This is a genomic window from Alkalibacillus haloalkaliphilus, assembly GCF_007991275.1.
Classification (GTDB): Bacteria; Bacillota; Bacilli; order Bacillales; family Alkalibacillaceae; genus Alkalibacillus; species Alkalibacillus haloalkaliphilus.
Genome location: NZ_BJYA01000003.1, coordinates 1 through 24,546 on the forward strand (window position 1 = coordinate 1; position 24,546 = coordinate 24,546).

Genomic DNA, 24,546 nt, shown 5'->3' on the forward strand with positions numbered 1-24,546 from the left:
TTTGATTCCGCTAAGCACTGCTCAAATAAGATGACATCAATGTTCATTTTTTCACTAAACCTCATCGCTTTTGTCCCACAGCCTCTTTTTCTTATTATCATTTGTGTCTGGAACAGGATCAAATCCACCTGGGTGGAATGGGTGACATTTTAACACTCGTTTAACCGATAAATATAATCCTTTAATAACACCAAAACGTTCAAAAGCAGTAAGGCTATAGTGTGAACAACTTGGATGAAATCGACAAGTCGGTCCAAGCATTGGTGAAATGAACTTTTGATACAATTTAATCGGCCAAGTAAATAAAAACTTCATGATTAAACACTCTGTTCATCACGTTTATCATATGAGATTGACGCAACAGCATCATGGAGATGAATTGATTCTTCATTAATACATTTTACAAAGAAACGTTCAACTTCATCAATTTCATATAGATCACTTGCTACTAAACGAACCATGTCTTCAACAAAACGTGGATTTTCATATGCTTGTTCTGTTACCATTTTTTCATCAGGGCGTTTCAATACAGGGTGAATTCGTGCACTTGCATTCGATTCAGCCGCTTCTAGTAAGATAAACTTCCAATCAAGCTTGTCTTCATCAAAGTCTTCATTTATCAATACTTCCATCTCAATATTACCTCTTTGGTTATGAGCACTATATTCACTTATTTCTTTTGAACAAGGGCATAACGTCGTAATTTTACCTTTAACACCTACGCGAATATCATAACCTTCGTCTTGATCATAATGAACTTTAATCCAAGCATCAGCGTGGTTTAAGCCAGCTTTCTCAGAATAAGGTGCCTTTCGTTCGAAAAACCATGGGAAAGATACAGTTACTTCGGCATCTTTTTGTTCTAAACGTTGACGTAATTCATATACGAATGACTTTAATGTTTTCAAGCTAAGTACAAGGCCGTTTTCATAATAAGTTTGTAACTGTTCGGTAAAACGACTCATATTCGTACCTTTAGAATCTTGTGAAATCGATGATGCAAAGTAAAAAGTACCGATTGTCGTTTGTGTTTCTGGTGTTAAAGAACTGTTAACAATCACAGGGTGTTTAACATTTGAAATCCCAACAGCATCTAGTTCGAACAAGAAATCTTTTCTAGTATTTTGTAAGTCTTTCATTTGTTCTTTTTCAATTGGCTTTGTTTTTGGACCAGGTTCAACTGTCCCAAATAATTTATGTCTTTCCTGTTTATCAGGAAGTTGTTTTTTTACTGTTTCGTTCATACCGAGGACTCCTTTCAAATCTAAAGGGAAGAACAATAGCTACATTTAAATTATACATTATTACATTAAAGCAGTTCAATTTATTAGACTTATTCTAAATAAGGTACAATTGTAACATCAGACGAATAAGTTTGCATATGTTCTGCTATTTCATCAAATAAACCTTGAGCATCTTCTAAACCATACTGATCTGCTTCTACAAGAGGGACGACTTGAACATTTGTCATGAGATCCCCATGGTCTTCGTGATCATTGTATGTTGGCATGATCTTAGCATTTCTTACATTTAGTGATGTTTCATTTGGACTAATTTCTTTAACCAATTCAACTTGTGATATAGCACCTAATTGACGATCTAATCCTCTTTGGCCAGACAAAAAGTTACCTAACGAATAAATAACAAATTGATCTTGTTCATTCGATGAGATCCAATCAATCGGTTGTAATACATGTGGGTGATGGCCAAGAATAACATCTGCACCTTCGCTTGTTAACAATTGGGATAAATAAATTTGTTCTTCGTTTGGTAAAGGCTCATATTCATCTCCAAAATGCATACTTACGACAACGAAATCAACTTCATCACGTATGCTTTGTAAATCATCCGTCATTTGCTGGACATCAATTAAATTAACTAAATAGTCTTGATCATCAGGAATCGGAATACCATTTGTGCCGTAAGTATAAGCTAGAAAACCAACAGAAATTCCGTTGCGATGAAGAATTCGTTTTGTATTAGCATCCTCGTGACTTTGATAGCCTCCAACATATTCAATACCAATTTCGTTCAGGTAATCTGTTGCATTATATACTGCTTCAGCACCTCGGTCGATTGTATGGTTATTTGCAATGGAGACAATATCTACTCCAGCGAATTTTAACGCATCACCAACTTCGAAAGGGGAGTTGAACATTGGAAAACCTGAAAGTCCTAACTCTTCACCACCAAGAATTGTTTCTTGGTTCGCAAAAGTTAAATCAGCATTTTCTAAATAAGGTTTAACCGGTTCTAGCATCGGCTTAAAATCAAAGCCATCGTCTGTACGTGCACCGTCATAAACCCGATCATGAATTAATATATCACCAACGGCATTGAGTGTTAGACTTGTTCTCACGCTTTTATCGTTTAATTGCGATTTCTCAATTGGTTCTACTTCAGTTAGTTCAAAATCGTCAAACCCTAAAGTATTTGTAGCTGTCACAACAATAGCAAGTAAAAATGTAGATATTATAACAATAACTGCAACTCTTAGTTTCAACTAATCACCCTTAAGTTATCTATTAGAACCAAGTAATTTTCGGCTCTGTTTTATCTTTAATACGTTTAATATTATCTGTATGGCGATAAATGACAAACGCCGCTAAAAATATTGTAACAATGATTAAACCTAAATCTTGCATAATTAAAGTTGTAACGACTGCTGTAACACCTGTTAAGATTGATGCTAAAGAGACATACTTGAAAAGTTTTAAAAAGATAAAAAATGATAGGACTAAAATGACAAATAATAACGGGCTAACGCCTAATAATACACCACCAGAAGTAGCTACTGCTTTTCCACCTTTAAATTTAGCAAATAAAGGATATATATGACCAATTACTGCAAAAGCACCCACAATTAAAGGTTCAATGCCTGGAGCTAATAAAACGACGATTAAAACAGGAGCTGTTCCTTTTAATATATCTAAGATCGTAACAACTAAACCTGCTTTTGTACCTAATACACGAAAAGTATTAGTAGCACCTAAGTTTCCACTACCGTGTTCTCTTACATCAATTTTATAAAATAATTTGCCAATAATTAATGCAGATGGAAGCGAGCCAAATAAATAAGCAATGATTGCATAAATTATATATTCCATATGATTCCCCTTTTCTATAAATGAATATAGTTTATTTTATCAAATGTCTAGACAATTAAGAAGTTTATATTAGATATATGTTGAAAATTAAACCGACAATCTACATTCAAAGTTGAGAATTAACGTCAAACACGCTATTCTTATAATACGAGATTATTTAAACTTAGGAGAGATGTTATGCAAAATCCAACACAAGATACAATGAGAGAGTTACTAGAGAATGCTAAATCAATTGCAGTCGTTGGCCTATCTGACAAAGAAGATCGAACATCATTCCAAATCGCCAAAGCCATGCAACAAGAAGGGTACAAAATCATTCCAGTTAATCCAACTGTTGATGAAGTTTTAGGCGAAAAAAGTTATAATACGCTTGCAGAGGTTGAGGAGAGCATTGATATTATTAATGTTTTTAGACGTCCTGAACATTTAGTGGAAGTTGCTGAAGATGCACTAAATACAAATTGCAAAGTATTCTGGGCGCAGCAAGGGATTGTTAATGAAGAAGCAGATGAACTGTTGAAGGAAAACGAATTTACAGTCATAATGGATTCATGTATTAAAGTTGTCCATGCAGTAACAGTCGGAAAATAATTTCTACAAAATCTCTGCTAACAAGCAGGGATTTCTCTTGTCTTAACGAATTGTATTATTCAGACGAAGCATTTATAGAGAAAGGGGTCTATTATATTGACTCAATCAAACGAACTTTACAACGATGATTCCATACAAGTACTAGAAGGGCTAGACGCCGTTAGAAAAAGACCAGGAATGTATATTGGTAGCACAGACCATAGAGGCTTACACCACTTAGTCTTTGAGATCGTGGACAATTCAGTTGACGAAGCGTTAGCTGGTTTTGGGCAATCCATCAAAGTCACTATACATAAAGACAATTCCATTTCTGTTAGCGATGAAGGTAGAGGTATGCCTACAGGTATGCATAAAATGGGGAAACCAACACCTGAAGTCATTTTTACAATACTCCACGCGGGAGGTAAATTTGGACAAGGTGGTTATAAAACAAGTGGTGGTTTACACGGAGTTGGCGCATCAGTTGTGAATGCTCTTTCTGAATGGTTAACTGTAACGATTTATCGAGATGGCAAAAAACATGAGTTAAGGTTTGAAGGTGGTGGAAAACCGGTCACTGACTTGCAAGTTGTTGGTAACACACGAAAGACTGGTACAACAATTCACTTTAAACCTGATGAAGAAATGTTTTCTTCAACTCAGTATAACTTTGAGACTTTATCTGAACGTTTAAGAGAAGCAGCCTTTTTATTGAAAGGTATTGAACTTGTTTTAAAGGATGACCGTGAAGGTGTTGAAGAATCATATTTATACCCAGACGGTTTACAATCGTTTGTTGGCTATCTAAACGAAGAAAAAGACGAACTTCACCCTGTCGTTTCTTTCGAAGGAGAGTTTAAAGGGATCGAAGTTGACTTCGCTATGCAGTTCAACGACGGTTATTCAGAGAATATTTTATCTTTTGTTAACAACGTTAGAACACGTGATGGTGGAACACACGAATCAGGTGCTAAAACAGCGATTACACGTGCTTTTAACGAGTACGCGAGAAAAATGCAATTCTTAAAAGAGAAAGATAAAAATCTTGATGGTAACGACATTCGTGAAGGTCTAACAGCCATTATCTCAACACGCATTCCAGAACAATTGTTGCAGTTTGAGGGGCAAACTAAAAGTAAGCTCGGTACACCTGAAGCAAGAAGTGCTGTAGACAGTGTTGTCGCAGAAAAACTCGCTTATTTCCTTGAGGAGAACCCTGATGCATCAAAAATGTTAATTAAAAAAGCCGTTAGAGCACGTGATGCTAGAGAAGCAGCAAGGAAAGCAAGGGAAGAAGCACGAAATGGTAAAAAACGTAAACGTCGTGATTCTTTACTAAGCGGAAAGTTAACACCAGCACAATCAAAGAATGCATCTAAAAATGAGTTATTTCTAGTTGAGGGTGACTCAGCAGGTGGTTCTGCCAAGCAAGGACGCGATCGTCGCTTTCAAGCTGTTCTACCTTTAAGAGGTAAAGTAATCAATACTGAGAAAGCGAAAATTGATGATATCTTTAAAAACGAAGAGATCGCTACCATTATTCATACAATTAACGCTGGAGTAGGGCCAGACTTCAATATAGAGGATTCTCAATACGATAAGATTATCATTATGACGGACGCCGACACAGATGGTGCGCACATTCAAGTATTGTTATTAACTTTCTTTTACCGTTATATGAAACCGTTAATTGAGCAAGGGAAAATCTATATTGCTTTACCGCCGTTGTTCAAAGTTTCAAAAGGAAAAGGGAAAAGTTATAAAGAGGCTTATGCATGGGAAGAAAATGAGATGGATCAGTTGCTAAAAGAATTTAAAAATGGTTATACGATACAACGGTATAAAGGTTTGGGTGAAATGGATGCAGAACAGTTGTGGGAGACAACGATGGACCCTGAATCAAGAACTTTAATTAGAGTAACAATCGACGATGTCGCCAGAGCTGAAAGACGTGTTGCGACATTAATGGGAGATAAAGTAGAACCGAGACGTAAGTGGATCGAATCTAATGTTGCGTTCGGAATGGAAGAAGATGACACAATACTCGATAACGATAGATTGCTTAGCTAGGAGTGAATAAGTTTGGCTGAAGAAGCGAAGTATTTAGACTTGCCATTAGAAGAAGTAATAGGTGACCGTTTTGGTCGCTATAGTAAATATATTATTCAAGACCGTGCCTTACCTGATGTAAGGGACGGTTTGAAGCCGGTGCAACGACGCATTCTTTACGCGATGCATCAAGAGAGAAATACTCACGACAAACCATTTCGTAAATCGGCTAAAACAGTCGGTACCGTTATTGGTAACTACCATCCGCACGGTGACTCATCTGTTTATGAAGCGTTAGTCCGCATGAGCCAAGCTTGGAAGGTAAAAGAAGAGCTTGTACAAATGCACGGAAATAACGGTAGTATTGATGGAGACCCACCTGCTGCAATGCGTTATACAGAAGCAAGGTTATCTGGAATTTCTTCAGAGTTATTACGAGACATTGATAAGGACACAGTTGATTTCATCCCTAACTTCGATGACACTGATTATGAACCAACAGTTCTTCCAGCTAAATTTCCGAACCTACTAGTTAATGGGTCGACTGGTATATCTTCAGGTTACGCAACGGATATACCGCCGCATAATTTAGCTGAAGTAATTGATGCTGTCGTTTATAAAATCGAACACCCTAACGCTTCTTTAGATAAGTTGATGGAGAAACTGCCAGGGCCGGACTTTCCAACTGGCGGCATTATCCAAGGTGAAGATGGGATCCGTAAAGCTTATGAAACAGGTAAAGGGAAAATTATTCTTCGTGGCTTAGCCGAAATCGAACCACTTCGAGGAGGCAAAGAGCAAATTGTCATCACTGAATTGCCTTATGATGTCAACAAAGCGAATTTAGTTAAGAAAATGGATGAATTACGCCTTGAACGTAAAGTAGAGGGGATTTCTGAGGTTCGTGATGAGTCGGATCGAACAGGTTTAAGAATTGTCATAGAATTAAAGAAAGAAGTAGATAGTCAAGGTGTACTAAACTATATTTATAAAAATACTGATTTGCAAATTTCTTTCCATTTCAATATGGTAGCCATTTCCGATAAAACACCAACAATAATGACGTTACCAGGAATTTTAGATGCCTATCTTAACCACCAACGTGAAGTTGTTAAAAGGCAGTCAGAACATGACTTAAGAAAAGCAAAAGACCGTGCCCATATCGTTGAAGGTTTAATTTATGCCGTATCCATTTTAGACGATGTAATCGCCACGATCCGTAGCGCACAAGATAAGAAAGATGCCAAAAACAAGCTACAAGAGCAATATAACTTCACAGAAGCTCAAGCAGAAGCCATTGTCATGTTACAGCTATATCGCCTAACGAATACGGATGTTACGGAACTTGAAAAAGAAGCAGCACAGCTTCGTGAGCGAATTGCATACTTAGAAGAAATCTTAGGTAATGAAGCTAAACTATTAAATGTCATTAAACAAGATTTAAAACGTGTAAAAAAAGCTTATAAGAGTGACAGATTAACGAAAATAGAATCAGAAGTTGAAGACTTGAAGATTAACCTTGAGGTGATGGTGCCTTCTGAAGATATCGTCGTCTCAGTAACGAAAGACGGTTACATTAAACGGACAAGTTTACGTTCATTTAGTGCTTCTAACGTAGAGGACTTACAGAAGAAGGAGCAAGACTATTTACTCCATTTATATGAAGTCAATACAACTGACACCTTACTTCTCTTTACAAACAAAGGGAAATACTTATACCTTCCAATTCATGAGTTACCTGAGATTAGGTGGAAGGATATGGGGCAACATATTGCCAGTCTTGTTTCTGTCGGCAAAGATGAAAAAGTGATTAAAGCGATTCCAGTTCGAGACTTTGAACAAGAACAATATGTCATGTCGATTACGAAAAACGGTATGATTAAAAAATCGAACTTAGCTGACTATAAAGTACAACGTTATAACCGACCAATAGTCGGAATGAAGTTAAAAGGTGACGATGAAGTTGTAAATGTTCACATAACCGATGGACACCAAGAGGTCTTCTTAATATCTAATAGTGGTTATGGTTTGTGGTACCATGAATCAGAAGTTAACCCAATTGGTATTAAAGCGGGCGGAGTTAAATCGATGAACTTAAAAGACGAGGAATATATCGTCAACGGAGAAGTGTTTGCTGAATTATCAAATCCGAATTTATTTGTTGTAACACACCGTGGTGCTTGTAAACGGATGAATATTTCTCAATTTGAACAAGGAGCACGAGCCAAACGAGGTTTAGTAATGTTAAAAGAATTGAAACGAAACCCGCACCGAATTGCTGGATTCCATGTTGTTGGAGAAGATGAAACAGTCGTTTTAGAAACTGAAAAAGAAGAAACACATTCAGTATTACCATTTGAATTTAAAGAACAGTCACGACAAAATAATGGATCATTTGTTGTAGACAGTGATCATCAAGGTAAAGTAACGGATACTTATGTCGAAGCACAATACACCAAATATTTTCCTGATGATGAACAATAATGATTAACACCGAAGAGGGGCATAGAAGAAGCTCCTCTTCGTTTTTTATGTAATCATACTTCTAATAACGACAAATTCTGAAAATTTTGTTTGATACTTTTCTTAATTGTGTTAAAATATTGACAAAAGGTAGGAGTTTTATGTCACATTTAAAAGATAAGATTATTCAATCATCATTAGTTTTATTCTCCGAAAATGGTTTTCACGGTGTATCAGTTAAAGATATTGTAGAATATTGCGATACATCAAAAGGAGGCTTTTACCATTACTTTAACTCCAAAGACGAACTTCTTTATGTCATTCACGATTTGTTTATTTCATATGTATTAAATGAAGCCAATCGTGCTAAAAAAAGACAACAACGTCCCATGTATCAACTCCATGAAATTTTGCACTCATTCGTTCGTGTATTTGATTTATACAATGAACACATCTCAGTTTTCTATCAAGAGAATAAATATTTAAAAGCAGAATACGAGGAAAAAATAAAATCAAAACGCGACCAATTTAAACAAATCGTCATCGAAGTAATTGAGGAAGGACAGAAAAACGGTGAGATTCGTAAGGAATTACCGACGATTATTACTGGCATGTCTATACTCGGTATGGTGAACTGGACTTACAAATGGTATAAGCGAGACGGAGAGTTATCGATTGATGACATTGCAGAGGTTTACATAGACATCTTGTTTAAAGGTGTTTTAACTGACCAAGCGATCGAAGAATATCACCAGTCAACTTTGCACAACTAAATAGTTTATTTGTCACACGCTTTTAGTAAAGCTTTTTTATTTACTCCATCACAGACCAACCAGTCGGTCTAAAAATAAAAGGGGGAGTTTTAAATGAACTTCACACTAAGTGAAGAACAAGAAATGACAAGAAAGATGGTTAGAGATTTTGCAGAAGGGAAAATCCAACCACGTGCAGTTGACATCGATGTAAAGGCAGAATTTCCAGAAGATATTTTCAAAGAAATGGGTGAACTTGGCCTTTTAGGTATTCCTTACCCAGAAGAATATGGCGGTTCTGGCGGCGATACAGTCACTTACGCACTTGCAGTAGAAGAAATCGGTCGCGTTTGTGGGAGTACTGGCTTAAGCTACGCCGCTTCAGTATCCTTAGGTTCTTCACCGATCTATCAATTCGGAACTGAAGAACAGAAACAGGAGTTTTTAATTCCATTAGCACAAGGGAAAGCTTTAGGTTCATTCGGATTAACTGAACCGAACGCTGGTTCTGATGCAGGTGGCACTAAAACGACAGCTAAAACTGATGGGGATGACTTCATCATTAATGGTGAGAAATGTTTCATCACCAATGCATCTTATGCTAAACAAATTATTGTAACCGCTATCACTGGTAAAGACGATCGTGGTAAAAACATTATTTCTGCTATTGTTGTACCAACTGATACAAAAGGTGTGACGATTACAGATAACTACGACAAAATGGGAGTTCGTGGTTCTAATACAGCAGAAATCGTATTAGAAGATGTGAGAGTACCGAAAGCTAACTTAATTGGTGACCCAGATGCAGGTTTTAAACAATTTTTACAAACTCTAGATGGTGGAAGAATTTCAATTGGCGCATTAGGTGTTGGTATTGCTCAAGCATCACTTGACCGTGCTTTAGCTTATGCGAAAGAACGTAAGCAGTTTGGCCAGTCGATTTCGAACTTCCAAGCAATTCAGTTCAAATTAGCTGATATGGCAATGGAAGTAGAAATGTCACGTAACATAGTACTAAAGGCAGCTTGGTTAAAAGACCAAGGGAAAGTATTTACAAAAGAAGCTGCTATGGCGAAATTATACGCTACAGAAACAGCTTTTCGTTCAGCAAACCAAGCAATCCAAATACTTGGAGGCTATGGTTATATGCGTGAATACGAAGTGGAGCGTTACTTACGTGATGCTAAATTACTTGAAATTGGAGAGGGTACTTCTGAGATTCAAAGGTTAGTTATAGCTAGACAATTAGGATGTTAATTTAATAGAGGGGGACGTTTGTATGCCATTAATGAATTTAACTGTCGGTCAGTTGTTAGATGAAAAGGCAAAGAAACACCCAGAGCATGAGGCAGCTGTGTATCCTGAGAAAGGAATTCGTTGGACTTATGAACAGTTCAATGAAAATGTTAACGATGCAGCAAAGGGCTTGATGGCTTTAGGCATTGAAAAAGGGGACCACGTAGCAATTTGGTCTGACAATAAGCCTGAGTGGTTAACTAGTCAGTTTGCCACTGGAAAGATGGGGGCAGTTTTAGTCACTGTCAACACAAGCTATCAAGCAGCAGAACTCGAATATCTATTAAAACAATCAGATTCTAGTACACTAATTTTAGCCGAATCTTATAAAGGTACATCTTACATCGATATTTTGAAAGAATTATGCCCTGAACTTGAGCATTGTGAAAAAGGTGAACTTCAATCTGAACGTTTACCTCATTTAAAAAATGTTATCGTTCTGAGCGATCAAGAGTATAACGGTTGTTATTCATGGAATGACATGATCGAACTCGGTGTAAATAGAGTATCAGATCAACAACTACAAGAACGTTCTAATTCTTTAGACAGTCATGAAGTGATTAACATGCAATATACATCTGGGACGACAGGATTCCCTAAAGGGGTTATGCTGTCACACCACAACATTGTCAATAACGGTAAACAAATTGCAGAATGTATGCAATTCACTGAAGAAGACCGATTATGTATTCCAGTACCATTCTTCCATTGTTTCGGGTGTGTTTTAGGAACGATGGCTGCCGTATCTAAAGGGGCAACAATGGTCATTGTAGAACAATTCGACGCTGAAAAAGTGTTAGAAGCTGTCTCTCAAGAGAAATGTACAGCATTACATGGTGTGCCAACGATGTTTATAGCAGAATTGAATCACCCTAAGTTCGACCAATATGACTTGTCACATTTAAGAACTGGGATTATGGCAGGTTCAAACTGCCCAATCGAAGTGATGAAAGATGTAATGAACAAAATGGGCGCATCTGAAATTACGATTACTTACGGGCAAACAGAATCGTCACCGGCGATCACTCAAACGAAAACAGATGACCCAATCGATCGTCGTGTCAGCACAGTAGGAAAACGTCACCCAAATGTCGAAATAAAAGTAGTAGACCCATCAACGAATGAAGAAGTTGCCTCTAACGAACCTGGCGAACTTTGTACAAGAGGTTATCACGTGATGAAAGGTTACTACAACAACGAAGAAGAAACGAAAAACGCTATTGATGAAGACGGTTGGTTACACACAGGAGATATAGCCATTATTGATGACGAGGGTTATGTTCAAATTACTGGAAGAATTAAAGATATGGTCATTCGTGGTGGTGAAAACATTTATCCACGAGAAATTGAAGAATTTTTATACCAACACCCTGACATTTTAGACGTTCAAGTCGTTGGTGTACCTGATGCGAAATACGGTGAAGAACTAATGGCTTGGGTGATTGCTAAAGAGGACTCTACCTTAACTGAAGAGAACTTAAGAGAGTTTTGTAAAGGTAACATTGCCTATCACAAAATTCCGAAGTACATCCAGTTCACAAAAGAGTACCCAATGACCGCTAGTGGCAAAGTACAAAAGTATAAACTACGTCAAGAAGCAGAACAATTACTAGCAAAACATTAAAGGTAAAGGTGATAACATGCAACAGAATGAACAACTACCAGAAACTTATCAAATCGAAAGTCTTATTACAGATCATGAACAAGTAGTCGATGCAAAAGTGATTACAATACCTCACCCAGAAAAAGGGGAATTAATTGTAGCTTGGGTCATTGCTAATGACAGTGCATTAACTAAAGAAGAGATAGTTAAATATTGTGATCGCTCTAATGACATTAGTACACCTAACTACGTTTTGTTTACTGATGAATTCCCAACAACACCTAGCGGCAAGATCCAAAAAATAAGACTAAAAGAAAAGGCACTAGAATTAATAAATGAATAAGAGAGGTGCTTCAAATGTTCAACAAAGTCTTAATTGCTAACCGTGGGGAAATTGCTTCACGAGTTATTCGTACGTGTAAAAGCCTTGGTGTTAAAACAGTTGCTGTATACTCTGAGGCAGATCAAGAAGCCCCTTTTGTATCTGAAGCAGATGAAAGTTACTTAATTGGTGGACCTAAAGTTAATGAAAGCTATTTAAACATAGATGCAATTGTTAATGTCGCTAAAGAAACTAACTCAGAAGCGGTACATCCAGGTTACGGATTACTAAGTGAAAACACAGACTTTGCTAAAAGGCTTGAAGATGAAAACATTGTATTTATCGGGCCTGATTCTAATGCGATCAACCAAATGGGGAGTAAATTAACTGCACGTCAAACGATGGAAAAAGCAGGTGTTCCTATTATTCCAGGAACAAATGATCCAGTAGAGTCAGTCGAAGATGCTAAACAAATTGCAAGTGACATTGGTTATCCCGTAATGGTGAAGGCATCCCACGGCGGTGGCGGAATTGGTATGGAAATTGTTCATAATGATACGGAACTTGAAAAAGCATTCGAAAGCAACGCTCGTCGTGCAGAACAATTTTTCGGAAATGGAACGATGTTTATCGAAAAAGTAATAGAAGATGCTCACCATATCGAAATCCAAGTGCTAGCTGATCACTACGGGGAGACTGTACACCTTTTCGACCGTGAATGTTCAATTCAAAGAAGGCATCAAAAAGTAATCGAAGAAGCGCCTTCACCTCTTTTGTCAGAAGAGACGCGACAAGAAATGGGTGAAGCAGGTGTAAGAGCTGCCAAAGCAATCAATTATAAAAACGCTGGAACGATTGAGTTTCTAGTTGATGAAGAGCAAAACTTTTATTTTCTAGAAATGAACACACGCCTTCAAGTCGAACATCCCGTAACAGAACAAATTACAGGGGTCGACCTTGTTGAAGAGCAACTTAAAATTGCTCACGGAGAAAAACTATCATTCTCTCAAGAAGATTTACAGATTAACGGGCATGCCATTGAAGCAAGAATCTATGCTGAAGACCCGAAGACATTTTTCCCATCACCTGGTCAAATAACAGCATTTAATCCACCAGTTGGGACTAACATCAGACACGACATTGGCGTTAACAGTCAATATAAAGTAACACCTTATTATGATCCAATGGTTGCTAAGTTAATTGCATTCGGTAATTCTCGTGCTGAAACTATTGATCACTTAAAAGATGCTCTAATGGATTACGAAGTAGTAGGTATCAAAACAAACATTCCATTTTTAATTGATGTAACCCAATCACCTGCATTCCAAAAAGGTGATACGAGAACATCGTTTATCCAAGAATTTATGATTAAACAATAGGAGGAAGTTAAAATGACAGAAGTAAAAGCAAATATGGCAGGAAACGTATGGAAAGTATTAGTGAGCGAAGGTGACACAATTGACTCAAGTCAAGATGTTGTCATTTTAGAATCGATGAAAATGGAGATTCCAATCGCTGCTGAAGTAAGTGGTACGGTTAAGGAATTAAAAGTTAAAGAAGAAGATTTCGTTAATGAAGGCGACGTTATTGCCATTATCGAATAAACAGTATGACTATAAAGGAGTACTGACTATATGAATCTTTCAAAACAAGTACAAATTAAAGAAGTCGGCCCTAGAGACGGCTTACAAAATGAAAAGAAAGAGATCGCAACAGAAGATAAAATCGAATGGATTAACCGAATGTCAGAAAGCGGACTTTCATATATCGAGATCACCTCATTTGTTCATCCGAAATGGATTCCTCAATTAAAAGATGCAGTTGAGGTAGCAAAATCGATTGAACGAAAAGATGGGGTCACGTATGCTGCTTTAGTGCCGAATATGAAAGGGCTAGAGCGTGCAATTGAAGCAGATGTTGATGAAGTATCGATTTTCATGTCTGCTAGTGAATCGCACAATAAAAACAATATTAACAAATCAATTTCTGAAACTTATCCTATTTTAAGAGAGGTTGTCGATGAGGCTAAAAAGGCCGGTAAGTCTGTACGAGGTTACGTTTCTACCGTATTCGGTTGCCCATATGAAGGGAACGTCGATGAACACCAAGCAATCGATGTGTGTGACAATCTATTTAATATGGGCATCGATGAGTTATCGATTGGAGATACGATCGGGGTAGCTAACCCAGTTCAAGTCGAACGTGTGTTAAGTGAGTTTGAAAAACATTTCTCAAAAGACAAAATCGCTTTACATTTTCATGATACGCGCGGTATGGCTTTAGCTAATACTGTTGTAGCACTTCAGCTCGGCTATCATATTTTTGATAGTGCATTAGGTGGTTTAGGTGGATGCCCATATGCGAAAGGGGCTTCTGGAAATGTTGCAACAGACGACTTAGCCCATATGCTTCAGCAAATGGGCCTTGAACAATCGATTGACCTAAATAAACTTCAAGAAGCGGCTCAATTTATAGAATCAAAACTAGATCAACCTTTACCGAGTAAACAAATGGGTATTTCAAGAAGGTTGTAAGAAGGACGTGGTGATTTGAGCACTGTACAGTTTGAGATGATTGATGATTATATTGGCAAGTTAACATTAAATAGGCCTGAAGCGGCTAATGCTTTTTCTAAACAGTTAATGCATGACTTTAACGAACAACTTGATTCAATAGAAAAGCACGAAACATTAAGAGCATTAATTATTACAGCCAATGGGGAAAAAGCCTTTTGTGCAGGAGCTGACTTAAAAGAAAGGCGCACAATGACACAAGACCAAGTCGTTGACGCAGTCGGGCAAATCAGCTCACTTGTCACACGTGTAGCAAACTTAAAAGTTCCAACGATTGCAGCTATTAATGGTGCTACATTCGGAGGTGGCTTAGAGCTAACATTAGGTTGTGACATCCGCATCGCGAGCACGAACGCCAAAATGGGACTAACTGAAACGTCATTAGCGATTATTCCTGGAGCTGGCGGTACACAACGTTTAGCACGCTTAATCGGTTTAGCTAAAGCAAAGTATTATATTTTAACTGCTAAACGTTTTGATAGTTATGAAGGAGAACGAATTGGTTTAATTGAAAAAGTCGTCGAACTTTCTGAACTACAAGACGAAGCTTTACAGATTGCTAGTCAAATAGCTTCAAATGGACCTGTTGGGGTTCAAATGGCTAAACAAGCGATTGATGAAGGTTTAGACCATGACATTGAGACTGGCTTGAAATTAGAAAGAGAAAAGTACTTAAATACAATTCCTACTAAAGATCGCTTAGAAGCATTAGAAGCTTTTAAAGAGAAACGAAAGCCGATCTTTACTGGTAAGTAGAAAGGGTGACCATAACATGGCATTTGAAGAACAGCACCAAGCGATTCGCGATCGAATAGAAAAAGGTGGTGCAGAAAAGTACCACGAAAAGAATGCTGAAAAAGGTAAAATGTTCGTTCGTGACCGTTTAAAGATGTTATTAGATGAAGGTTTAAACATAGAAGATGCATTTTTTGCAAACTGTGTAGATGAATCGTTACCAGCAGACGGTGTCGTCACAGGACTAGGGAAAATTAACGGTGAGACTGTCGCGATTATGGCGAACGATTCCACTGTAAAAGCTGGTTCTTGGGGCGCACTTACTGTTGAAAAGATTATTCGAATTCAAGAAACAGCAATGAAACTCGAAGTGCCAATGCTGTATTTAGTTGACTCAGCTGGTGCACGTATTACAGATCAAATTGATATGTTCCCGAACCGTCGTGGTGCAGGGCGTATCTTCTATAATCAAGTAAAAATGTCAGGCCGAGTACCACAAGTTTGTTTATTGTTTGGTCCATCTGCAGCTGGTGGCGCCTACATACCAGCTTTTTGTGACATCGTAGTAATGGTTGATGGCAACGCGTCGATGTACTTAGGTTCACCGCGTATGGCTGAGAAAGTAATCGGTGAAAAAGTGTCACTTGAAGAAATGGGCGGTGCGCAAATGCATTGTTCCGTATCAGGTGTAGGAGATGTTTTAGTTAAAAGTGAGCAAGAAGCAATTGAATATGCTCAAAAGTATTTAACTTACTTCCCACAAAACTTTAGAACTCAACCACCTGAAAAGGAAACGATCAATCCTGGTCAATTTGATAAAACAATTAGCGACTTAATTCCAGAAAATCAAAATGCTCCGTTTGATATGTATGAGTTAATCAATCGTTTGATTGATAACGATAGTTTCTGTGAAATTAAGCGAGAGTTTGCAAAAGAATTGATTACTGGATTAGCGAGAATTGATGGTAAATCAGTTGGGATCATTGCGAACCAACCACGTATGAAGGGTGGAGTCTTGTTCCATGACTCAGCGGATAAAGCAGCTAAGTTTATTCAACTGTGTGATGCGTTTAACATTCCGCTTGTCTTCTTAGCTGACATTCCAGGCTTCATGATTGGAACGAAGGTTGAACGTGCTGGTATTATTCGTCATGGGGCGAAAATGATTTCAGCTATGAGTGAAGTAACCGTACCGAAGATTTGTGTCGTCGTAAGAAAGGCTTATGGCGCGGGACTATATGCGATGGCAGGACCAGCTTTCGATCCAGACGTAACGATTGCACTTCCAACAGCACAAATTGCTGTTATGGGACCTGAAGCTGCCGTTAACGCTGTATACGCTAATAAAATTGCTGAGCTACCGGAAGAAGAGCGCCCAGCATTTATTAAAGAAAAACAAGAAGAATATAAAGAAAACATTGATATTTACAGACTGGCTTCTGAAATGATTGTTGATGATATCGTGCAGCCAAATGACTTAAGAGATGTACTGACACAAAGACTCGATATTTATCAATCTAAAAACTTAACATTTACTGAACGTAAACACGGTGTTTATCCAGTATAAAGACTTCAACACAGCATGGCTTAGCAATTCTTACTAAGCCATGCTGTTTTATTTACTAATTTAGACTAGTGCGTTAATTAGTTTAATATATTCATAATATGTAAACTTGAGATTGGAGGATTAATATGTCATATGATGCGATCGTTATTGGTGCAGGGCTTTCTGGCCTAGTTACCACGGCTGAAATTGCTAATAGTGGTAAAACAGTTTTATTACTTGACCAAGAACCCGAAAGCTCATTCGGCGGACAAGCTTGGTGGTCTTTTGGTGGGCTATTTTTAGTAGATTCACCTGAACAGCGCAAAATGGGGATTAAAGATTCAATAGAATTAGCCGAACAAGATTGGTTCGGCTCCGCTGGCTTTGACAGAGAAGATGAAGATTACTGGGGAAAGCAATGGGCAAAAGCTTACTTACAATTTGCAGCTAACGAAAAGAGAGACTGGTTAAGGCGACTAGGCATTAGTTTGTTCCCTGTCGTTGGATGGGCAGAAAGAGGCGGATACTTAGCGGAAGGTCACGGCAACTCGGTTCCTCGATTTCATATCGTTTGGGGGACTGGACCTGGCATTGTAGAACCTTTTGAAAAGCTAGTGAAAAAGTTCATCTCCGGTGGCATGGTGACATACAAACCACGGCATCAAGTTGATCAATTAATAATCAACGACCAAGTCGCAACCGGAGTTAAAGGCTCCATATTAAAAGATGATCATGTTAAACGTGGTGAGAAAAGCTCTCGAGAAGTCGTGGGTGACTTTGAATATGAAGCAGAACATATCGTAGTTGCTAGTGGTGGCGTAGGGGCCAACTTCGACCTAATCCGAAAAAATTGGCCAAAACGGTTAGGCAATCCACCTAAAAATATGATTTCAGGTGTTCCTGATTACGTCGATGGACGCATGATTACTATCGCTGAAGAATCAGGGGCAAACATCGCAAATAAAGATCGTATGTGGCATTACACTGAAGGAATTAAAAACTGGAGCCCAGTATGGTCCAATCACGGTATTCGTATATTACCTGGACCATCATCCATATGGTTAGATGCAGAAGGTAATCGCTTCCCAGCTCCGAACTTTCCTGGTTTTGATACACTTGGAACGCTTGAGTCGATTATGAAAACGGGTTATGATTATTCATGGTTTATTTTAACGCAAAAAATTATTGAAAAAGAATTTGCTCTTTCGGGATCTGAACAAAATCCTGATTTAACTGGAAAAAGTATTAAACAGCTGTTAAAACGAGTGTTACCAGGAGCACCAGGACCTGTTGAAGCTTTCAAATCTAAAGGTGAAGACTTTATCGTAGCTGATCAATTATCTGATTTAGTTAGTGAAATGAATGAATTAACAGGAGAACAACTCCTTGATGAAGAACATATACGTAACCAGATTGAAGCTCGTGACCGCGAAATAAACAACAAATTCACTAAAGACTTACAAATTACTGCTCTTAGAGGTTCGCGATTTTACAAAGGGGATAAGTTGATCCGCACAGCTAAACCACACCAAATTTTAGATGAGAGAAATGGACCATTAATTGCTGTACGATTAAACATACTAAGTAGAAAGACGCTTGGTGGCCTGCAAACTGACTTATCAGGTACCGTGTTAGGCCAAAACGGTGAACCGATAAAAGGATTATACGCAGTAGGAGAAGTATCTGGATTTGGTGGCGGTGGGATTCACGGTTACCGTGCATTAGAAGGAACATTTTTAGGTGGCTGTTTATTCACAGGAAAAACAGTCGGAAGAACAATCGGTAGTTACAGTTAACTATAACTATATTATGTAAACCTAATAAAAACCTACGATAGAATGGATAGAGGACCATGGTTCATTTACTCATTATATTAGGCTTTGTATTGATTTCTTTCTTTATTATTCTTTCACAAACAATACTTAAAGCTAAACATGATTACAATTTTATGCTCTTTAATAGCTTGTTTTACATTAGTTTAATGACCGCGGTCATTGGGCTGCTAGGCATCATCTTAAATATTGGTGTCATTAACTTTCACTTATTATTTGGTGTTAGCGTGATTGTTTTTGTTGGTTCAGTATTAAGTATGTTCACTTCAGTTTTTTTCTACAAATAGAGAGGAGTTATCATTTTGGGCTCTCGTATTATGCACTTAGTCATAGCAAATCGCATTTTGGAAAATATCGTCGTTACTGATCGTACAGCTTTTTTACTCGGAGGAATAGCCCCTGATGCTGTATCACCGAAAGAAAAATCACATTTCTATAGTGGCGAACATCATAACTATACTAGAATTATTGATTATGAAGCGTTTTATAGTAAATATAAATCATTATTCGATGATGACTATATTAAAGGATACTACACTCATCTCATTGCTGACGATCTATGGTTACAAGGGTTTTATTTACCATGGTTAAAAAATCGTATGGAAGCAGATGAACAATTATATAAATCATATCATCGAGATTTTTGGTTATTAAATGCAAAATTAGTAGAATACTATGGTTATCAGGAGGAACTAGTCCATTCATTGGATTCAAACCTTACGCAAATAATCGATCTAGAGGAAGTGAAACAACACGACGTTGTAGATTTCACAAACTATGTATTAGATGATTTAGAATTTGACAGACAAAATATCGATGAAAAGCTTGAAGTCTTTACATTACAACAAATCGTCGGCTATATTGAAACATCAGTTGAACAAGCTCTTTATAGGCTGAGTCAACACAAGATCATTACAGTTTAGTTTTTGATAAAGGAGGTAAGCCCGTGAGCACCTTGTTAATCATAATATTGTTATCATACGATGATTTTAACTTTGATCCCATAAGTAATGATGAATATGATGAGAAGTCAAAAATTGAATTACTAGAAGACCCTAGTTTAAAAGAAAATGCCTTGTTGCCTTTACCACCAAATATAGTAGAAGAACCTTTTGAAAATGAACTAATACCTTTACCAGAAGAAACGCCGGTTCCAGATTTTTTAGATCAACAGAATTAATTGATCATGTAACAGGGGAGGTTTGCTGCTACTCATTACTATAGCTGTTACGGTTAATAAGTTCCGCGACTTAAAGGAACGTGTGGACGAGTTAGAGAACAAATTTGAGGAATTTAAAAACCATTATCACGATAAGCATTAGAAAAGACGCTTGGAAATCCAAGCGTCTTATTTTTAGTTTTGTACTTTACCAATATCACGAATTTGATCAACGACCTGTGGGTTTTCTAACGCTGATAAGTCACCTGCGTCTTTATTTAAATAAGCTGACTTAATAGCACGGCGCATCACTTTAGCATTACGTGTTTTCGGTAGATCTTCAACAATATGCACAGTTCTTGGTGCTATTGCTTTTCCTAGACGATTTATAGCATGATCAATTAGCTCGTTCTTCAAAGCTTCCTCATTATTTGGAACATCTTTCGTCACAACAAATGCAATTGGCTTTTCACCTTTAACTTCATCAGGAATGCCAATTACACCAGCTTCCACAACCGAATCATGTTCAACAAAGATCGATTCAATCTCAGCTGGCCCTAAACGTTTTCCAGCTACGTTTAACGTATCATCAGAGCGGCCAGTGATCATATAGAAACCTTCATCATCATGCACAACCCAATCTCCATGAACCCACGTATTTTTAAATCGGCTCCAATATGTGTTCTCATAACGCTCCTTTTCTTTGTAGAACCCGTTTGTCATACCGACCCACGGCTGTTTTATAACTAATTCTCCAACTTCGTTTTCAACACGGTTTCCATCTTCGTCATAAACGTCAACATCCATCCCTGGTAACGCAGCATTAAAGCCAACTGGCGCAATTGGTTTGACTAATACGTTACCAAAAATACCGCCTGAAATTTCTGTACCACCTGAATAGTTGAAGATTGGAATCTCTTTACGACATACTTTTTCAAACAGCCACATCCAAGGCTCTTCATTCCAAGGTTCACCTGTTGAACCGATCAGCTTTAATGATGATAAGTCATGTTGCGTTACATATGACTCATCTAACGTCATTAACGTGCGAATTAATGTTGGTGCGATTCCTAAATGGGTGACTTGATGCTTCTCTACAATTTCCCAAATACGATTAGGTTTAGGGAAGGTAGGAGTACCTTCAAACATTAAAATCGTCGCACCGTTTAATAGTCCACCGTATACTAAGAAAGGTCCCATCATCCAACCCATGTCAGTATACCAAAACAGCGTATCACCTGGAGATACGTCCATTGTAATTCCTGCGTCAAAAGCAGACTTTAATGGGAAGCCATTATGAGTATGAAGCGCACCTTTAGGCTTACCAGTCGTACCTGACGTATAAATAATCATATAAGGATCATTGCCATTTGTTTTCACTGATTTGAATTCTGCATTTGTAGATACTAACTCAGACCACGCGACGTCTTTCGTTTCATCCCATGTAACATCAGCTCCTAAATGCTCAACCATAAACACTTTTTCTACTGATGGTGATTCATTAACAGCGATCGTCGCTTCATTTTTTAAATTAACAGCTTTACCACCACGGTTGAAACCATCCGCTGTAATTAAATATTTAGCTTCAGCAGCGTTCATACGTGTTGAAATTGCTTCTGATTTATAACCAGAGAAAGCAGGAGAGAAGACTGCGCCAATTTTAGAGATCGCTAGCATTGCAATAGTCGTCTCTGGAATCATCGGCATATAAATTGTAAAAATGTCACCTTGTTTAGCACCATGATTAATTAAACCATTCGCTACACGGTTCACTTCTTCATCTAACTGTTTAAACGTGTATGTTACCGTATCACCAGCGTCACTTTCCCATATAAGAGCGTTTTGATCTTTGAATTCTGGGTTTAGTGCCCATTTCTCAACAGCATTATAAGCCACATTTAATTGGCCATTAACAAACCATTCAGGGTACATCACGCCATTAGATAAATCTAACGTTTGATCATAGTCTTTAAACCAATTAATATCTAACTCCTTAATCGATTCATGCCAAAATTCAGCAATGTCATGAACACTATAATTATGAAACTCATTATAATTGTCAAAACCTAAACGGTTCATAAATTGGTAAAGTCGTGTTTGTTTTAAAGCGTTTTCATCAGGAAACCAAACTGCTTTCGTCATATAAGGGATCACTCCGATTCAAATAGATTAATTTGCTAGAAATTTTTAATATCTACAGTTAATTATAACGTAGAACATAAGGAGTGAGAAGGTGATACATGTAATCGGTTACAAGAAAAGAGTATTAAAAACGCAAATCAGGATAACATACAGATATATAGATTAATAGGAGTAACATAGATCTGCACATAAGAATAACTAGAATAGAAATAAGAACAAATTACATCGGTAAATGCAAAAAATAATTTTCTCATAACGATATGTAACTTAATAAATAATGATTAAGTTTGCAGCAAGACAAACAAAGACAGACAAGCTAAAAACACTGTCATATCAACGTTTAGAGTAGGATTAATGAAACCTGATGCTACTCTTTAAACCAATCATTAACTTGGTATAATCGATGTTATGTAAACCTAAATATAATTTTAATATGGGTAAATCATGATTAATACGTCTTTAAAGTATATTTATCATTAAACCCTCCATAATTATGTTTCTATTTTTATAGACATTCCTCTAACAAATCCTCACATATGTATAAGTTCTTTAATTATAAATGATTTGTCTTATTATTTAATCATAGAACTCCATATGTGGTTTTTCTGCTTTATAAAAATCCACTCTGTCTTTTAAAGTTCCGGTATGAAATTCGAGCTTATGACCATCAGGATCTGTAAAATAAATTGATTTTTTATCTTTTTTGTTTCTTTCACGACCAGGTAAAATATTAACATTCAATCTTTTTAATTTGTTATAGAAAAGATCAAAGTCTGTTTCATCAATTGAAAATGCAATATGCGTATATGACTCGTGTATTTCATGACGCGGTATATTTTTTTCTACATTAAGAGCAATCCAAATCCCGTTCATGTCAAAATAAGCAGTATTTTTTCCTTTAACTAATAACTTTGCATCCAATACTTCTTTATAAAAATTAATTGATTTCTCTAAATCAGACACAGAAAATAATAAATGATTGATTCCTTTTATTCTCACCCAAATCTCCTCCAAATGACCAAGCTGTTCGTTCGTAACCTTATTTAAAACCTCCCCTCCCTTCTCTTTTATTGTAATTACTAATAAATGTTACACCTATTATTCAACACTTGCTATTGGTTTTTTACTAAGAGTGATAAAACTGGCTATAAGTAAACCAGTAATGATGATTAAGGTTAAAGTACCTAAAACATTAGAGATTTCAAATATATTAAATTGAAAGTTCACTACAAAAGCAATAAATATCGCTAAGATTACCAATCCTCTTCTTTTACTTTTCCTATAGAAAGACATAAAAATAGATAAAGATATAACTGAACCAATAAAAACCGCAATTAATACCATAATGTATAAAAACAACTCTTCAGTCATACATTCACTCTCCTTAATCTAATACTTTGTGTATTATACCATTTTTTGTGAATTTTAAAATCCCATTAACTAAACTTTCAAAACATAAAAACAATTACCTATTCCTTACATATTACATATTACTAAAGCCTTTACTAATCATAATGATTAAGAACATAAAATAAGAAAGAAGGATATACCATGTCAAAAGAAATGAATTACGGTGATGATTATAAGTTCATACCAGCAACTTCGATTGGAAGTGGTGTTGGTAAAGAATTATTGACTGACCTTTTCCAACATACGATTCAAGTTGTAAATGTCTTTTTTTATGGGGACCCTGACAGCAACGAATTCGTGTTAATTGATGCTGGTATGCCAAGGTCTGCCGATGATATTAAAGCTGTTGCTGCAGAGCGATTTGGAGAAGATGCACGTCCGAAAGCGATCATTTTAACGCATGGTCACTTTGATCATGTTGGCGCAATCATTGAGTTAATTGAACATTGGGATGTTCCGGTTTACGCTCATGAGATGGAAAGACCTTTTTTAACAGGAGAAACAGATTATCCTGAACCTGATTCAACTGTTGAAGGCGGTTTAGTTGCTAAAATGTCTCCTATTTTCCCAAATGAAGCGATCGACATTAGCAATCACCTCGAGCCACTCCCTTCTGACGGAAGTGTTCCTCATATGCCAGGATTCAGGTGGGTTCACACACCTGGGCATACACCTGGACATGTTTCATTATTCCGTGAAGAAGACGGTACATTAATTGTTGGTGATGCATTTGTGACAGTAAGACAAGACTCGTTGTATAAAGTATTTACCCAAGAAAAAGAAATTAGTGGACCTCCTCGCTACTTAACGACAGATTGGCAGCAAGCTTGGGATTCAGTTAAAAAATTAGCTGAGTTAAAACCAACCCTAGCTGCTACGGGGCATGGAGTTCCTTTATACGGTGATGAGCTAACTGAAGATTTAAACGATCTTGTACAAAACTTTGAAGAAGTCGCTATTCCTGACGAAGGAAAATACATCTAAAAT

23 protein-coding genes are annotated in these 24,546 nt (G+C 37.1%); 16 read left to right on the top strand and 7 right to left on the bottom strand.

Going from position 1 to position 24,546, the window contains the following annotated elements:
- Nucleotides 1–54: 54 nt before the first annotated feature.
- The 4 genes from yidD to plsY form a co-directional block, all read right to left on the bottom strand.
- On the bottom strand, nt 55–315 hold the full coding sequence (yidD, locus tag AHA02nite_RS04000; RefSeq protein WP_146814630.1) for a membrane protein insertion efficiency factor YidD: 261 nt from the start codon (nt 313–315) through the stop codon (nt 55–57).
- Nucleotides 316–317: 2 nt separating this feature from the next.
- Complete coding sequence (gene folE2 / locus AHA02nite_RS04005) at nt 318–1,244, bottom strand: GTP cyclohydrolase FolE2 (protein ID WP_146814632.1); 927 nt, start codon at nt 1,242–1,244, stop codon at nt 318–320.
- 89 nt (nt 1,245–1,333) lie between these two features.
- A complete protein-coding gene (locus AHA02nite_RS04010; RefSeq protein ID WP_146814634.1) occupies nt 1,334–2,503 on the bottom strand; it encodes a CapA family protein in 1,170 nt (389 codons plus the stop codon).
- 22 nt (nt 2,504–2,525) lie between these two features.
- Nucleotides 2,526–3,107, bottom strand: a complete 582-nt coding sequence (gene plsY, locus AHA02nite_RS04015; protein ID WP_146814636.1) for a glycerol-3-phosphate 1-O-acyltransferase PlsY — start codon at nt 3,105–3,107, stop codon at nt 2,526–2,528.
- 177 nt (nt 3,108–3,284) lie between these two features.
- On the opposite strand from plsY, the gene AHA02nite_RS04020 reads away from it, so the two are divergent.
- From AHA02nite_RS04020 to AHA02nite_RS04090, 15 genes are all read left to right on the top strand, one after another.
- Entirely contained in the window at nt 3,285–3,698 is a 414-nt protein-coding gene (locus AHA02nite_RS04020; RefSeq protein WP_146814638.1) for a CoA-binding protein, read from the top strand.
- Between the two features lie 96 nt (nt 3,699–3,794).
- A complete protein-coding gene (gene parE / locus AHA02nite_RS04025) occupies nt 3,795–5,747 on the top strand; it encodes a DNA topoisomerase IV subunit B (protein ID WP_146814640.1) in 1,953 nt (650 codons plus the stop codon).
- Between the two features lie 12 nt (nt 5,748–5,759).
- The gene (gene parC / locus AHA02nite_RS04030) at nt 5,760–8,210 is read left to right on the top strand and encodes a DNA topoisomerase IV subunit A (RefSeq protein ID WP_146814642.1); all 2,451 of its coding nucleotides are present in this window, start codon (nt 5,760–5,762) and stop codon (nt 8,208–8,210) included.
- Nucleotides 8,211–8,350: 140 nt separating this feature from the next.
- On the top strand, nt 8,351–8,962 hold the full coding sequence (locus AHA02nite_RS04035; protein WP_146814644.1) for a TetR/AcrR family transcriptional regulator: 612 nt from the start codon (nt 8,351–8,353) through the stop codon (nt 8,960–8,962).
- 93 nt (nt 8,963–9,055) lie between these two features.
- A complete protein-coding gene (locus tag AHA02nite_RS04040; protein ID WP_146814646.1) occupies nt 9,056–10,198 on the top strand; it encodes an acyl-CoA dehydrogenase family protein in 1,143 nt (380 codons plus the stop codon).
- A 22-nt stretch (nt 10,199–10,220) separates the two neighbouring features.
- Entirely contained in the window at nt 10,221–11,861 is a 1,641-nt protein-coding gene (locus tag AHA02nite_RS04045; protein ID WP_146814648.1) for an AMP-binding protein, read from the top strand.
- Between the two features lie 16 nt (nt 11,862–11,877).
- On the top strand, nt 11,878–12,183 hold the full coding sequence (locus tag AHA02nite_RS04050; protein WP_146814649.1) for an AMP-binding enzyme: 306 nt from the start codon (nt 11,878–11,880) through the stop codon (nt 12,181–12,183).
- 14 nt (nt 12,184–12,197) lie between these two features.
- Nucleotides 12,198–13,541 (top strand): acetyl-CoA carboxylase biotin carboxylase subunit, encoded by a 1,344-nt coding sequence (locus AHA02nite_RS04055; protein WP_146814651.1) that lies wholly within the window; start codon nt 12,198–12,200, stop codon nt 13,539–13,541.
- Between the two features lie 12 nt (nt 13,542–13,553).
- Nucleotides 13,554–13,766: an acetyl-CoA carboxylase biotin carboxyl carrier protein subunit gene (locus tag AHA02nite_RS04060; protein ID WP_146814653.1), complete on the top strand. Its 213-nt coding sequence runs from the start codon at nt 13,554–13,556 to the stop codon at nt 13,764–13,766.
- 30 nt (nt 13,767–13,796) lie between these two features.
- Nucleotides 13,797–14,696 (top strand): hydroxymethylglutaryl-CoA lyase, encoded by a 900-nt coding sequence (locus tag AHA02nite_RS04065; RefSeq protein ID WP_146814655.1) that lies wholly within the window; start codon nt 13,797–13,799, stop codon nt 14,694–14,696.
- A gap of 15 nt (nt 14,697–14,711) precedes the next feature.
- Complete coding sequence (locus AHA02nite_RS04070) at nt 14,712–15,491, top strand: enoyl-CoA hydratase-related protein (protein ID WP_146814657.1); 780 nt, start codon at nt 14,712–14,714, stop codon at nt 15,489–15,491.
- Between the two features lie 16 nt (nt 15,492–15,507).
- Complete coding sequence (locus AHA02nite_RS04075) at nt 15,508–17,037, top strand: acyl-CoA carboxylase subunit beta (RefSeq protein ID WP_146814659.1); 1,530 nt, start codon at nt 15,508–15,510, stop codon at nt 17,035–17,037.
- A gap of 125 nt (nt 17,038–17,162) precedes the next feature.
- Nucleotides 17,163–18,812, top strand: a complete 1,650-nt coding sequence (locus tag AHA02nite_RS04080) for an FAD-binding dehydrogenase (RefSeq protein WP_146814661.1) — start codon at nt 17,163–17,165, stop codon at nt 18,810–18,812.
- A 338-nt stretch (nt 18,813–19,150) separates the two neighbouring features.
- Nucleotides 19,151–19,771 (top strand): zinc dependent phospholipase C family protein, encoded by a 621-nt coding sequence (locus AHA02nite_RS04085; RefSeq protein WP_146814663.1) that lies wholly within the window; start codon nt 19,151–19,153, stop codon nt 19,769–19,771.
- A gap of 23 nt (nt 19,772–19,794) precedes the next feature.
- A complete protein-coding gene (locus AHA02nite_RS04090; RefSeq protein WP_146814664.1) occupies nt 19,795–20,028 on the top strand; it encodes a hypothetical protein in 234 nt (77 codons plus the stop codon).
- Nucleotides 20,029–20,202: 174 nt separating this feature from the next.
- Here AHA02nite_RS04090 and AHA02nite_RS04095 read toward each other — a convergent pair whose 3' ends face one another.
- The 3 genes from AHA02nite_RS04095 to AHA02nite_RS04105 all read right to left on the bottom strand — a co-directional run bounded on the left by AHA02nite_RS04095 (nt 20,203) and on the right by AHA02nite_RS04105 (nt 23,520).
- Nucleotides 20,203–22,149: an AMP-binding protein gene (locus tag AHA02nite_RS04095; protein WP_146814666.1), complete on the bottom strand. Its 1,947-nt coding sequence runs from the start codon at nt 22,147–22,149 to the stop codon at nt 20,203–20,205.
- A 576-nt stretch (nt 22,150–22,725) separates the two neighbouring features.
- Nucleotides 22,726–23,148 carry a FosM family fosfomycin resistance protein gene (fosM, locus tag AHA02nite_RS04100; protein ID WP_146815105.1) on the bottom strand — a complete coding sequence of 141 codons (423 nt, stop codon included), beginning with the start codon at nt 23,146–23,148 and terminating at the stop codon, nt 22,726–22,728.
- Nucleotides 23,149–23,247: 99 nt separating this feature from the next.
- Nucleotides 23,248–23,520 (bottom strand): hypothetical protein, encoded by a 273-nt coding sequence (locus AHA02nite_RS04105; RefSeq protein WP_146814668.1) that lies wholly within the window; start codon nt 23,518–23,520, stop codon nt 23,248–23,250.
- A 180-nt stretch (nt 23,521–23,700) separates the two neighbouring features.
- On the opposite strand from AHA02nite_RS04105, the gene AHA02nite_RS04110 reads away from it, so the two are divergent.
- Nucleotides 23,701–24,543 carry an MBL fold metallo-hydrolase gene (locus AHA02nite_RS04110; protein ID WP_146814670.1) on the top strand — a complete coding sequence of 281 codons (843 nt, stop codon included), beginning with the start codon at nt 23,701–23,703 and terminating at the stop codon, nt 24,541–24,543.
- Nucleotides 24,544–24,546 lie beyond the last annotated feature (3 nt).